The organism is Mesorhizobium sp. M0848 (genome assembly GCF_040319805.1).
Lineage (GTDB): Bacteria > Pseudomonadota > Alphaproteobacteria > Rhizobiales > Rhizobiaceae > Mesorhizobium.
The window spans coordinates 19,403-31,754 of record NZ_JAMYOM010000040.1; the positions used below are offsets into that span (position 1 = coordinate 19,403).

Here is a 12,352-nt window from a genome sequence, read left to right on the forward strand (position 1 = left end):
CGCGCGCCGTGCATAGCTGCGACGTTAATATTGTTGAGATTTCAGCGGGGGCTATGTATCGCGGAAGTTAGGAGGGATTCGAAATAATTTCGCTTTGGGATGGATGCACGTGAAGTTCATTTTCAAGAAATATTAGAATATTTTTTATTTGGTTGTTGAATGAAATCGAAATTATTAGGTGGAAAACCGCAAAAAATATGAGGTAGAAAAACATATTGGCCCCATTTTCATTGGTTACTAGGAAATATACCCATCCAAAAAAGGCTAAAATTAAAATAGGGTATGATATCAATGTCCCACTATTAGTAAATGAGCCACGTATAAAATTACCATTGTTGCCTTCAATAAACTGTGCCTTAAATGTTGTTATGTTTCTGTATACTCCAGCTTCAATCCAGAATTTCTTGTTAACTTTGTCTAAAAGCACACTGCTTACCAGGTTGCCGTGTTTTTCATTCGAATCAGAAATTTTAAAGAAGAGATCTTTTTCTAATGTCTCATATTTAAAATCCCCAACCATTCTAGGGAGGACTAAAATTCTTAGGAAATTGCTATATCTGGGAGATTTCATGAAGCGCCGCTTGCTCTCTTTTACCAAATAAGAGGTTTCGCATAAACTCCCAATTTAAAGCTACGATTTTGTACCAGAGCTTTGCAACACCCTTTAGCGGGCTTTGCGTCATCTCACCACCATCACCCAACATTCTGGCTCTTCCGGCCGTGGCTGGCGTTTTTCCCATTCGACCGTAAATCCGGCTCCAGCTAGGGCCGCCCCCGCCCCAAACCAGGATCTCTAAAACACGATGGCGCTTGTCGCCGCCAAGCTGACGAAGGAGATTGCCAGCATGATGCTGACGACTGCGCTGGGATAGGCAGACCGCAGATCAAACCGGCAGGATTTCAGCCGCCTTGTTTCGGTCTCGTCGGAGGCTGATGTCGTCGGCGATCTGCTCTGCCTCGATCGAGATTTCGCGCAGCAATCCGGTGACCGGATTGTGAAACCCAATCAGATAAAGACCGAGGTCCGAAGCCCTCGCATTGACGCCGCTACCGCCTGGCTGGACGCCGGGCTCCAGCAATCTGGCATAGCCCGGCCGGAAACCGGTGGCGAAGATGATCGCATCGAACGCGCCATGCTTGCCATCGACAAAACGGGTGCCTTGTTCGGTGATCTCGGCAATATCGGGTGTGACCTTGATCGCGCCTTCGCGGATCTTGCCGACCGTACCGATATCGATCGTCGGGATGCGCGACGAGAGCGCGATCTGCTGCAGCATTCCTTGCCGCGGCCGCTTCAGCCCATATTTCCCCAGCCTGCCCAACGCCAGATCGAGAATGATGGGGAACAAGGCATCGTTGATGCGTTGCGGCATCAGGCGAGCCGCCATGCCGATCATCTGGATGGGCACGCCGAGCAGCTCGCGCGGCACGATATGGACGCCGCCGCGCACCGAAATCGTCGGTCGCGCACCGCCTTCCACCAGATCGAGCGCAATCTCGGCGCCGGTGTTGCCCATGCCGACGATCAGAACCGACTGGCCGGCAAAAGGCATGGCGTTGAGATAGTCGGCGCTATGCAGCCTTTTGCCCCTGAAGGCATCGGCGCCGGCAAATCCGGGCATCAGCGGCTCCGCGTTGTTGCCCGACGCGATCACCACGTTTGAAGCGTGCAGGGGGCCGGTTGTCGTGTCCACGAGCCAGCTTCTGCCTCGCCGGCTGATCGCCCGCACCGTTTCTCCAAATCTGGGCCGCAGATCGAAGCGTTGCGCGTAGGCATCGAGATATGAAGCGAACAGATCGCGCGGCACATAGCGCGGATACTCCCTGGGAAAGGGCACGAAGGGCAGAGACGAATAGCGTTTGGTCGTGTGCAAATGGACGCGCTCATAGTGGCGTCGCCACGCGGGTGCGGCCTGCTCCTCTTTTTCGAGCAGGACGAAATCCTGCCCTGCCTGCCGCAGGCACGCGGCAATGGCCAGGCCCGCCGGCCCGGCACCGATAATCGCAACTGGTGTGGTGTCGTCCAAGCGCGCCTCCCCCGACAAATTCGCTTCCGGAGAATGGCAAAAGCATGGCAGCCGGAGCCTGCCATGCCTGCAACGCTCAGCCGGGCAAGGGCACCGTCAACCCGACCTTGACCCTGTCCATCGCAACAAACGTGCGGAACTTGCGGACATTGTTGCTGTCGAAGAACAGTTTTCGCGTCAGCGCTTCATAAGCGCCCATGTCGGCCACGGTGATGAGCAGGATGAAATCGGCCTCGCCGGTGACATAGTAGCATTGCTGGATTTCAGGGGTCGCCGAGAATTGCCGCTTGGCCGCGTCGATCAGTTCGGCGCGTTCGCTCTCGAGTTCCACCTCGACGAAGATGGTGATCGGCTGGCCGACCGCCGCCGGCTCGATCACCGCGACATTGCCGGCGATGACGCCGGTCTGCTCCATGCGCTTGATGCGGCGCTGCACCGCCGGCGCCGACAGGTTCACAGCTTCGCCGATCAGCCGCTGCGGCGTCGTGTTGTCGCGCTGCAGGATGGCAAGGATGGCGAGATCGAAACTGTCGAGCGAGGGCGGGATTGCAGGCAATGAATATTCCTGACGAAACAAATTTGCATTCGGGAGACCATATTACAGCGCTCCTTGCGCCGATGCTGCAATATATTCTCGCTGAATGCCAAGGAGGCCGCCAGTGTTCGTGCTCAACCGCAATACTCTGCATCGCCTGCCACTCGATCCGGCCGATGCCGAAACCCTTGGCGTGGCCGGCGCCGACACGGTCGAGCGTTTTCTCAGCCATCGCGACAATCACCTGATGACGCCGCTGCATGCGCTGCCGGCGCTCGCCGCCGAATTCGGACTTGGCGCCGTTCACATCAAGGATGAGGGCTTTCGCCTCGGCCTTGGCAGCTTCAAGGCGCTTGGCGGCGCCTATGCCGTCTTCCGGCTGGTGCTGGAGGAGGCAGGCAGCCGGCTTGGTCGCCCCGTCGACGTGGCCGATCTCGATCGCTCTGATGTGCGGGCCGTCGCCGCGGCGATGACATTTGCCTGTGCGACCGACGGCAACCATGGCCGCTCCGTCGCGCAAGGCGCGCAATTCCTCGGTGCGCGGGCGGCGATCTTCGTCCACGCCGGGGTCAGCGAGGAGCGCATCTCGGCGATCGCCCGCTATGGCGCCGAGATGATCCGCATCGACGGCAATTATGATGATTCGGTCAGGCAAGCCGCTCAGGTTTCGGCCGACAAGGGCTGGACCGTAGTCTCCGACACCTCGTGGCCCGGCTACGAGCGCATTCCCGGCCTTGTGATGCAGGGCTATACGGCGATTGTGCGCGAGGCCTTGCGCCAACTCCCTCGGACGCCGACCCACGTCTTCGTGCAGGCCGGTGTCGGTGGCATTGCCGCCGCGCTGGCCGGACATCTTGCCATCGTGCTCGGTGACGCCAGGCCGACCTTCATCGTGGTCGAGCCGGCGCGTGCCGCCTGTGTCTTTGCAGCCGCCCAGGCCGGGCGCCCGGTCAAGGTCGCGCATGGCCGGCCGACGGTGATGGCCATGCTCGAATGCTACGAGGCCTCTCCGGTCGCCTGGCGGGTGCTGGCGCGCGCCGCCGATGCCTTCATGACGGTGGATGAGGCCGACGCCGTCGCGGTGATGCGGCGGCTGGCCCGGCCGGACGCCGGGGATCCGGTGATCGTCGCCGGCGAAAGCGGCGGTGTTGGTCTTGCCGGGCTGATCCGGGCGATGGCCGATAACCCGACCGAGCTTGGACTGGACGGCAAATCGCGGGTGCTGGTGATCAACACCGAAGGTGCCACCGACCCGCATCGCTATGCCGAGCTGGTTGGCATGAGCCCGGCCGATGTGCTGGAAGGCAAGATGAAAGCCGAGGCAACGGCATGACCGCGATCGATGCACAGCGCCTGCTTGGCCGTATCCGCGAACTCGGTGCCGTCGGTCGCGACGGCGAGGGCAGGCTGATCCGGCTGGCCGCCTCCGACACCGACAAGCAGGGCCGCGATCTCTTCGTCGGCTGGCTGCGGCAGGCAGGGCTCGATGTCGCCATCGACCGGGTCGGCAATATTTTCGGCATCTGGCAAAGCCCGGACAGGGAGCAGGCGCCGCTGCTCATCGGCTCGCACATCGACACTGTCATCGATGCGGGCATCTATGACGGCTGTTATGGCGTGCTTGCCGGGCTGGAGGTGATCGAGACGCTCAAGGCATCAGGCTTTTCGCCGTCGCGTCCGGTCGCGGTCGCCGCTTTCACCAATGAAGAGGGCGTGCGCTACACCCCCGACATGATGGGCTCGCTGGTCCATGCCGGCGGCATCGATGCCGAAACGGTGCTGGCCGCTGTCGGCACCGACGGCAGCGTGCTGGGCCAGGAGCTCGCCCGCATCGGCTATGCCGGCGACCGGGAACCCGGGTTCCTCAAACCGCATGCTTATCTCGAACTGCATATCGAACAGGGGCCGGTGCTGGAGCGTGAAAGCGTGCCGATCGGCGCGGTGGAGAATCTGCAAGGCATCTCCTGGCAGCGTATCACCATCGACGGCGTCGCCAATCATGCCGGCACCACGCCGATGTCGATGCGCAACGATGCCGGCCATGCCGCCGCCCGGACCATCACCTTCCTGCTCGACCGGATCAAAGCCTCGAACGCGCCGACGGTGGCGACCGTGGGTACGATCCGCTTCGAGCCGAATGCCATCAACGTCATTCCCTCACGCGCCGTCTTCACCATCGATCTGCGCGATCCCGACGAACAGCGCCTGCAGGCGGAGGAGGCGGCGCTTGCCGCCTATCTCGAGCAGCTTGCCACCGAGAACCTGACGGTTTCGGTAGAGCAGCTGGCCCGCTTCGAGCCGGTGATCTTCGACCTTCGCATCGTCGAGCTGATCGAGGCCGCCGCGAAGAACCGTGGCCTCGGCGTCCGGCGCATGACGTCCGGCGCCGGCCACGATGCACAGATGCTGGCGCGCATCGCACCGGCAGCGATGATCTTCGTGCCGAGCACCGGCGGCATCAGCCACAGTCCGCGCGAGCACACCGATGACGCCGAGCTTGTTGCCGGTGCCAACATCCTGCTTGATGTGGCCGCGCAACTGGCAAAGTAGGTCAGGAGGGGCAGAAGAATGTCTGAACTGGATCGTGACGCGCTGAAGCAGGAGATGATTTTCTGGCGGCGCGATTTGCACGCTCACCCGGAATTCGGCTTCGAGGAGAAGCGCACCGCGGCCTTCGTCGCCGCCAAACTGCGTGAGTTCGGCCTCGACGATGTCACCGAAGGTGTCGGCGGCACCGGCGTCGTCGGCACGCTGAAGCGCGGCAGCGGCAACCGGGCGATTGCGCTCAGGGCCGACATGGATGCGTTGCGCATATCAGAGCAGTCGGACGCATCCTACCGTTCCTGCAACCCTGGCATCATGCATGCCTGCGGCCATGACGGCCACACAACCATGCTGCTCGGCGCGGCAAAGCTGCTGGCAGGTGAGGGCGGTTTCGACGGCACCGTGCGCTTCGTCTTCCAGCCAGCCGAGGAATGGGGCAGGGGCGCGCTCGCCATGCTCGACGATGGGCTGATGCAGCGCTTTCCCTTCGACGAGATCTTCGGCCTGCACAACATGCCCGGCCTGCCGATCGGGCATTTCGAGACCCGTGCCGGCCCCATAATGTCGGCCGAGGATATCTTCGAGATCGTGCTTAAAGGGCTCGGCGGTCATGCCGCGCGACCGCATGCGGGCAACGAGACGCTGGTCGCCGCCTGCGCGCTGGTCACCAATCTGCAGACCATCGTCTCGCGCCGGCTGAGCCCGGCCGACATATCGGTGGTTTCGGTGACCGAGCTGATCACCGACGGCACCCGCAACGCTCTGCCCGGCCTTGCCCGCATCCTCGGCGATGCGCGCAGCTTCCGGCCCGAGGTCAGCGCCGAGATCGAGCGGCAAATGCGCATCATCGCCGAGGGCATCGCCGTCGCCTACAATGTCACCGCCGAGGTCAAGTACAGCAGGGAGTTCGTGCCGCTGCGCAACGATTCCGAACTGGTCGATGCGGCATTTGCCGCCGCAAGGCACGTCTTCGAACCCGGCAACATCGCCGTCGCCCGCGAGCCGATGACCGCCTCCGAGGATTTCGCCCGCTTCCTCGACCATGTGCCGGGTTGCTTCGTCTTCCTCGGCAATGGCGAGGCTTCCGCGCCGTTGCACAATTCCAGCTACGACTTCAACGATGAGGGGCTGTTGTTCGGCACGGACTTCCATGTCGCCGTGGTCAGGCAAAGGCTGAGTGGCGAGGCGGGAAGATGATCGAGTTTTGATCCCCAGGCCGCGCTCGCCGCTAGCCCAAACACCACCGCTATTGCCAACCAGCTCCGGAGTTTATTGAGATTGCGGGGATGATGGTCAAGACAAGCTTGTGACGGACCGGCGACCGATAGGGCCGTGCGCATCGGTACGTTTTTAACAAAGATAATCCCCCAATGACGCAGGGGAAAGACTCAGCTAGCCTCACCTGTGCGGCGGACCTCATTATCCGCTTGGCCGGCGCTTCATTCCTCCTCCCAAGCGGCGCCGGCCTTCTTCCCCAAAAGCCTGTCCGGGACGCCACAGCGGCATGCGGCAGGACACGAGCCCCGCAAACGCCAAGTTCCGCCTCCGGTGCCCCGAGAATGCATCGGGAAAGCGCTGGCGAAACCCATAGCCGTCCTCCATCTTCGACTGCGCGCGTGGACGATTGGCAAGGGAACCAAAGGCGGTTTCCCCGGTTGGTTCTGCTCCAAAGGAGTGTTGCACCATGTTCCGTCTGCTCGTCGTCGGCGCCTTCGCCTATGTCACCTATCGTATCGCCAGGAAGATGGTCGAAAACGTGCCCGATACGGTCGACCCGCTGCTGTTGCCGCCGTCGCAATATGATCGCGAGACCTTGCGGCGGCAGTCGGCCGACATGGGTGTCGATCCGCAACGCTAAAGACACGGACGTCACGCTTCGGCCTGTCGAGCACGAGGCCAGCCTCGCATCGACGTTGCGAACAAAGCAGAAACGATGCTTGATGGGCGATGAACCTCGCCACTGCTGATTCGACCTTTCGGGCCCCGACCGTCCAGCCTGCCTATCTCGCCCGGCTCAACGATGCCCAGCGCCAGGCAGTCGAGCACGGCGACGGCCAAATAGCCGGTCCGCTGCTGGTCATTGCCGGCGCGGGTTCGGGCAAGACCAACACGCTGGCTCACCGCGTCGCCCATTTGGTCGTCAAGGGGGCCGACCCGCGCCGCATCCTGCTGATGACTTTCTCGCGCCGCGCCGCGTCCGAAATGGCCAGGCGCGTCGAGCGTATCGCCGGCGAAGTGCTCGGCCGCGATGCAGCTGTCCTCACCGATGCGCTGACCTGGGCGGGAACCTTTCACGGCATCGGCGCGCGGCTGCTTCGCGACTATGCGCTGGAGATCGGCCTCGACCCTGCCTTCACCATCCATGATCGCGAGGATTCCGCCGACCTGATGAACCTGGTCCGCCACGAACTCGGCTTCTCGAAGACGGAAGCGCGCTTCCCCACCAAGGGAACCTGCCTTGCCATCTATTCGCGCGCCGTCAACGCACAGGCGCCGCTCAACGAGGTCTTGGGTTCTGCCTTTCCCTGGTGCGCCGGCTGGGCGGAGCAACTGAAAGAATTGTTCGCCGGTTATGTCGAGGCCAAGCAGGCACAGAACGTGCTCGATTACGACGATTTGCTGCTCTACTGGGCGCAGATGGCGGCGGAGCCCGAGATGGCGGCGCATCTGGGCGGGCGTTTCGACCATGTGCTGGTCGACGAATACCAGGACACCAACCGCTTGCAGGCTTCGATCCTGATGGCACTGAAACCCGACGGCGCCGGGCTGACGGTGGTGGGCGACGATGCACAGTCGATCTATTCGTTCCGTGCCGCCGAGGTGCGCAACATCCTCGACTTCCCCAACCAGTTCGCGCAAGCCGCCGACGTCGTGATGCTGGAGCGCAATTACCGCTCGACCGAAACCATCCTGGAGGCCGCCAATGCGGTGATCGGCGAAGCCTCGGAGCGCTTCACCAAAAACCTGTGGTCGGAGCGCAAGTCGACCGACAGGCCAAAACTGGTGAGCGTGCGCGACGAGGTCGAGCAGGCCAATTTCGTCTGCGATACCATCCTGGCCGAGCGCGAGGCCGGCACGGCACTGAAATCGCAGGCGGTGCTGTTTCGCGCCTCGCACCACAGCGGCCCGCTGGAGATCGAGCTGACGCGGCGCAACATTCCCTTCGTCAAGTTCGGCGGGCTGAAATTCCTCGATGCAGCCCATGTCAAGGACGTGCTGGCGGTGCTGCGCTTCGCCGAGAACCCGCGCGACCGCGTCGCCGGCTTCCGCGTGCTGCAGCTGATGCCAGGCATCGGCCCTTCGGCTGCCGCGCAGATCGTCGAGACCATGACGACGGCGCTGGACGAGGCCATGGGGCTGGCCGGCTGGCGTCCGCCGCAACGCGCGGCGGATGACTGGCCGGGCTTCGTCTCGCTCTATTCCGGCCTGCGCGCCGGCGCCAAATGGCCTGCCGACCTCGAACAGATCAGGCTGTGGTATGAGCCACATCTGGAGCGCATCCACGAAGATGCGACGACGCGGCGCGCCGACCTGTTGCAGCTCGAGCAGATCGGCTCGGGCTATGCCTCGCGCGAGCGCTTCCTCACCGAACTGACGCTCGACCCGCCGGACGCCACCAGTGACCAGGCCGGGCCGCCGCATCGCGACGAGGACTATCTGATCCTGTCGACCATCCATTCGGCCAAGGGCCAGGAATGGAAGAACGTCTTCGTGCTCAACACGGTCGACGGCTGTATCCCGGCCGATCTCGGCGTCGGCACCAAGGAGGACATCGAGGAGGAGCGCCGGCTGCTCTACGTGGCGATGACGCGGGCCAAGGACAATCTCAACCTGGTCATGCCGCAACGCTTCTTTCCGCACGGCCAGGCGGCGCGCGGCGACCGCCATCTCTATGCCTCGCGCACCCGCTTCATCCCGGCTTCGATCCTTGCCGCGTTCCAGCAGGTATCGTGGCCGACCGCGCAAGCGGCACAGGGCAGGGCGGCCCGGCCGGAGGTGCGCGTCGACATCGGCGCGCGCATGCGCGGCATGTGGAAATAAATAGCCGCGGGATAGCGCCATGTCGAAACCACCGGTCAGGGTCGCCATCGCGGGTGCGCTGGGCCGCATGGGCCGCGAGATGGCGGCGGCCGTGCAGGGCGACGCGCGGCTGGCGCTCGCCGCCCGCTTCCACCGGCCGGGCAGTATCGGCGAAGGGCTGGTGAGCCGCGACGAGGCGCTTGCCGTGGCCGACGTGGTCATCGACTTTACCACGCCGGCTGCCTCGGCTGATCTGGCCAGCATTTGCGCCGAACGCGGCGGGCCGGCCCTGGTCATCGGCTCAACGGGCTTCGATGCTGATGATTCGGCTGCGATCGCCGACGCCGCGAAAACAATTGCCATCGTGCGCTCCGGCAGCTTTTCGCTCGGGCTCAACATGTTGATCGGACTGGTCGAGCAGGCCGCGCGGGCACTCGATCCCGATGACTGGGACGTGGAGATTATCGAGGCGCATCATCGCCACAAGGTCGATGCGCCATCGGGAACGGCGTTGATGCTGGGGCATGCCGCAGCCGGCGGACGCGGCATCGATCTGGACACGGTCGCAAGGCGTGCACGCGACGGCGTCATGGGCTCGCGGCCGACCGGCGAGATCGGCTTTGCGGTACTGCGTGGCGGCAGCATCGTCGGGGAACACAGCGTCAGCTTCTGCGCCGAGGGCGAGACCTTAACCTTGTCGCATGCAGCCGGCGACCGCATCATGTTCGCCCGCGGCGCCATCGCCGCCGCACTCTGGGTGGCTGGACGTCCGCCCGGCGAATATGACATGCGCGACGTGCTGGGCATGACCGGCCTGTAGCGGCCGGTTTGTCGTCCCGGTTGGACGTACGCACCCATATCTCGTCCGCCTCCGCACCGTAAAAAAGAATGCTGGAGGGGTCAGGTCTCTTCAAACCGAACCGTTCGGTTCGATTTCTGTTGACGGACTGTATAGCAGATGGTGAACGCTGGCTTGGTTGTCGGCCTCGTATGGTGGGAGAAGAATCTCACTAACGATTTGATTTCGAACAGTAAAATTATGACCACCGAGGCCCTGTGCCAAATTTCAAGGTCCGAATTCGAGCCGCGGGGGAACATCTTCGTGATTGGAATCCGCGGCAGGGCAAGCCCATCTCGGGGTGGTCCGAGTGACGCGAAATTCCTCCCAAGGGCACGCCCCTAGACGGACAGAACAAAGAAATACTGGAGTAAATAAAATGACCAAGATCGCTCTTACCGCCGCCGCCATCCTCGTTGCCACGAGCACTGCTTTTGCCGGCAGCGACAACTATGGCTCGGCCAACGCCAATCAGCCTGCCGTCACTGTCGACCATTCGGTCACCGCTTCGACCTCGAAGGTGACACAGACCGTCCAGGCCCCCGCTTCGCAGGGCGCTGACCGCAATCTCTTCGGCCGCTAATCGCGACTGCCGATATCAACCCAATCTTGAATTCAGGAGTAAATAAAATGACCAAGATCGCTCTTACCGCCGCCGCCATCCTCGTCGCCACGGGCACTGCTTTTGCCGGCAGCGACAACTATGGCTCGGCCAACGCCAATCAGCCTGCCGTCACTGTCGACCATTCAGTCACCGCTTCGGTCTCGAAGTCGACGCAGACCGTCCAGGCCCCCGCTTCGCAGGGCGCTGACCGCAATCTCTTCGGTCGCTAATCGCGACTGCCGCTATCAACCCAATCTTGAATTCAGGAGTAAATAAAATGACCAAGATCGCACTCACCGCCGCCGCCATCCTCGTTGCCACGGGCACCGCTTTTGCCGGCAGCGACAATTACGGCTCTTACAATGCCAACCAGCCGGTTGCGAACCAGTCCGTGTCCAACATCGACACCACGCACACCGGCTCGATCCCGAAGTCCGTGAAGACGCAGGGTGATGCCAATGCCAACGTGCCGGCTCAGTCGGGCCAGGGCATCTGGGGTCGTTGATTTTCTGAAGTCTGCGACCACAAAGAGCGGTGGGCTTTGCCCGCCGCTCTTGTTTTTTATGCATGAGCAGGACTTCGGCCGACGGCGCCAGTGTCGGGCGCCGATCGTAATCGAACCAACTGGTTCAATTTATGTTGACGAATCGTGAACGGATGGCGAGCGCTGGCTCGACGAACCGCCGCACCGTGCGTCAGGTATCCCCCTTATAAGCGTTTGAGATCAATTGATAAAACAGGGTGAGCTCAACACCTTGGCCCACGTTCGAGGTCCGGATTTCGCGCGTGAGGGAACGTCTTCGTGATTGGAAGTCGGCGCACGAAAAACCCAGATCGAGGCTGTCCGAGCGACGCGAAATTCCTCCCAAGGGCACGCCACTAGACGGACAGGAACAGGAATACCGGAGTAAATAAAATGACCAGGATCGCTCTTACCGCCGCCGCCATCCTCGTTGCCACTGGCACCGCTTATGCCGGCAGCGACAACTATGGTTCGGACAATGTCAATCAGCCGGCCGTCACCTCGCGCGCGGTCAATGTCGACCACAGTTACACGGCTTCGACCCACAGGCTGGTCAAGCACCGCGACCTCACGCTGAGGCCCGATTCGGTCCAGCCGGAATCCGGCCAGGGCAACTGGGGAAACTGACGGCTCAAGCGGGCGTGCGGTGGGCTTGGCCTGCCGCACCTGCCATGGACGCTAGCCAAGGTCCTTCGGCCGCAGGCAATGTGTCAACCGGGCGGGGGACACGACGGACCAATCGCCTTCGAAGACCACCCGGGCCAGGGCTGCCGTCGGGAATTTCTCCTCAAGTCTCTTGAGCGCCTTGGCGTCTGACCCCGGCCCGGCAAGCTGTCTGGCCAAATGTTCCAGGCCCGGATTGTGGCCAATTACCAGCAAGCTGCCGCTTGAAGCGTCGGTTTGACCAATCTGGCTCAGAATGTCCGCCGCTGAAGCATCGTACAGCGCCTTGAATGCGATCCGGGGTGGCACGGGCAGCTCCGCCGCCACAAGCCGCCAGGTGTCGCGGGTGCGCAGTGCCGGCGACACCAGCGCCAGGTCCGGCAGCCAGCCGCGCGCCGCAAGCTCGCGTCCCATCAAGCACGCCGCCTTAACCCCGCGTTCGGCCAAAGGCCGGTCGAAATCATCGAGATCAGGGTCGTCCCAGCTCGATTTGGCGTGACGGAGGAGGAGTAGTTGTCTCATCGATGTCGGTCAGGACCAGGGAGACTGGTCAGACGAGTGCGGGCCTTTTGTTTGATCGCTTCAATGTCGAAGGGAT

Annotated in this window: 14 protein-coding genes; 10 read left to right on the plus strand and 4 right to left on the minus strand. The window is 62.3% G+C overall.

The genetic code is table 11. The annotated features are described in order from the left end of the window. Positions 1–67: 67 nt before the first annotated feature. From NKH95_RS31195 to NKH95_RS31205, 3 genes are all read right to left on the minus strand, one after another. On the minus strand, positions 68–571 hold the full coding sequence (locus tag NKH95_RS31195; RefSeq protein WP_352894283.1) for a hypothetical protein: 504 nt from the start codon (positions 569–571) through the stop codon (positions 68–70). Between the two features lie 313 nt (positions 572–884). Then, positions 885–2,027, minus strand: a complete 1,143-nt coding sequence (locus NKH95_RS31200; protein ID WP_023812609.1) for a flavin-containing monooxygenase — start codon at positions 2,025–2,027, stop codon at positions 885–887. A gap of 76 nt (positions 2,028–2,103) precedes the next feature. After that, positions 2,104–2,583 (minus strand): Lrp/AsnC family transcriptional regulator, encoded by a 480-nt coding sequence (locus NKH95_RS31205; RefSeq protein ID WP_352894285.1) that lies wholly within the window; start codon positions 2,581–2,583, stop codon positions 2,104–2,106. Between the two features lie 103 nt (positions 2,584–2,686). On the opposite strand from NKH95_RS31205, the gene NKH95_RS31210 reads away from it, so the two are divergent. The 10 genes from NKH95_RS31210 to NKH95_RS31255 all read left to right on the plus strand — a co-directional run bounded on the left by NKH95_RS31210 (position 2,687) and on the right by NKH95_RS31255 (position 11,718). Next, positions 2,687–3,895: a diaminopropionate ammonia-lyase gene (locus tag NKH95_RS31210; RefSeq protein WP_352894287.1), complete on the plus strand. Its 1,209-nt coding sequence runs from the start codon at positions 2,687–2,689 to the stop codon at positions 3,893–3,895. Beyond that, positions 3,892–5,112, plus strand: a complete 1,221-nt coding sequence (locus tag NKH95_RS31215; RefSeq protein ID WP_352894290.1) for a Zn-dependent hydrolase — start codon at positions 3,892–3,894, stop codon at positions 5,110–5,112. The genes NKH95_RS31210 and NKH95_RS31215 overlap by 4 nt, the downstream gene beginning before the upstream one ends. 18 nt (positions 5,113–5,130) lie before the next feature. Continuing rightward, positions 5,131–6,303: a M20 aminoacylase family protein gene (locus NKH95_RS31220; protein WP_128305360.1), complete on the plus strand. Its 1,173-nt coding sequence runs from the start codon at positions 5,131–5,133 to the stop codon at positions 6,301–6,303. 487 nt (positions 6,304–6,790) lie between these two features. Continuing rightward, positions 6,791–6,964, plus strand: coding sequence for a hypothetical protein (locus NKH95_RS31225; protein WP_023812604.1), 174 nt, complete (start codon positions 6,791–6,793; stop codon positions 6,962–6,964). Between the two features lie 89 nt (positions 6,965–7,053). Next, positions 7,054–9,147, plus strand: coding sequence for an ATP-dependent helicase (locus tag NKH95_RS31230; RefSeq protein WP_128305361.1), 2,094 nt, complete (start codon positions 7,054–7,056; stop codon positions 9,145–9,147). Between the two features lie 19 nt (positions 9,148–9,166). Then, on the plus strand, positions 9,167–9,946 hold the full coding sequence (gene dapB, locus NKH95_RS31235; protein WP_128305362.1) for a 4-hydroxy-tetrahydrodipicolinate reductase: 780 nt from the start codon (positions 9,167–9,169) through the stop codon (positions 9,944–9,946). Between the two features lie 397 nt (positions 9,947–10,343). Further along, entirely contained in the window at positions 10,344–10,547 is a 204-nt protein-coding gene (locus NKH95_RS31240; protein ID WP_128305363.1) for a DUF680 domain-containing protein, read from the plus strand. Between the two features lie 47 nt (positions 10,548–10,594). Beyond that, positions 10,595–10,798: a DUF680 domain-containing protein gene (locus NKH95_RS31245; protein WP_128305364.1), complete on the plus strand. Its 204-nt coding sequence runs from the start codon at positions 10,595–10,597 to the stop codon at positions 10,796–10,798. 47 nt (positions 10,799–10,845) lie between these two features. Continuing rightward, entirely contained in the window at positions 10,846–11,073 is a 228-nt protein-coding gene (locus NKH95_RS31250) for a DUF680 domain-containing protein (protein WP_023812599.1), read from the plus strand. A gap of 411 nt (positions 11,074–11,484) precedes the next feature. Next, positions 11,485–11,718, plus strand: coding sequence for a DUF680 domain-containing protein (locus tag NKH95_RS31255; protein ID WP_023812598.1), 234 nt, complete (start codon positions 11,485–11,487; stop codon positions 11,716–11,718). 51 nt (positions 11,719–11,769) lie between these two features. Here the strand turns inward: NKH95_RS31255 and NKH95_RS31260 are convergent, their stop codons facing one another. Next, the gene (locus tag NKH95_RS31260) at positions 11,770–12,276 is read right to left on the minus strand and encodes a SixA phosphatase family protein (RefSeq protein ID WP_023812597.1); all 507 of its coding nucleotides are present in this window, start codon (positions 12,274–12,276) and stop codon (positions 11,770–11,772) included. Positions 12,277–12,352 lie beyond the last annotated feature (76 nt).

Coding starts and splice junctions, on each gene's coding strand:
- NKH95_RS31215 (WP_352894290.1), top strand. CDS start 3,892: ATGACCGCGATCGATGCACAGCGCCTGCTTGGCCGTATCCGCGAACTC.
- NKH95_RS31260 (WP_023812597.1), bottom strand. CDS start 12,276: ATGAGACAACTACTCCTCCTCCGTCACGCCAAATCGAGCTGGGACGAC.
- NKH95_RS31230 (WP_128305361.1), top strand. CDS start 7,054: ATGAACCTCGCCACTGCTGATTCGACCTTTCGGGCCCCGACCGTCCAG.
- NKH95_RS31220 (WP_128305360.1), top strand. CDS start 5,131: ATGTCTGAACTGGATCGTGACGCGCTGAAGCAGGAGATGATTTTCTGG.
- NKH95_RS31225 (WP_023812604.1), top strand. CDS start 6,791: ATGTTCCGTCTGCTCGTCGTCGGCGCCTTCGCCTATGTCACCTATCGT.
- NKH95_RS31195 (WP_352894283.1), bottom strand. CDS start 571: ATGAAATCTCCCAGATATAGCAATTTCCTAAGAATTTTAGTCCTCCCT.
- dapB (WP_128305362.1), top strand. CDS start 9,167: ATGTCGAAACCACCGGTCAGGGTCGCCATCGCGGGTGCGCTGGGCCGC.
- NKH95_RS31240 (WP_128305363.1), top strand. CDS start 10,344: ATGACCAAGATCGCTCTTACCGCCGCCGCCATCCTCGTTGCCACGAGC.
- NKH95_RS31250 (WP_023812599.1), top strand. CDS start 10,846: ATGACCAAGATCGCACTCACCGCCGCCGCCATCCTCGTTGCCACGGGC.
- NKH95_RS31245 (WP_128305364.1), top strand. CDS start 10,595: ATGACCAAGATCGCTCTTACCGCCGCCGCCATCCTCGTCGCCACGGGC.
- NKH95_RS31255 (WP_023812598.1), top strand. CDS start 11,485: ATGACCAGGATCGCTCTTACCGCCGCCGCCATCCTCGTTGCCACTGGC.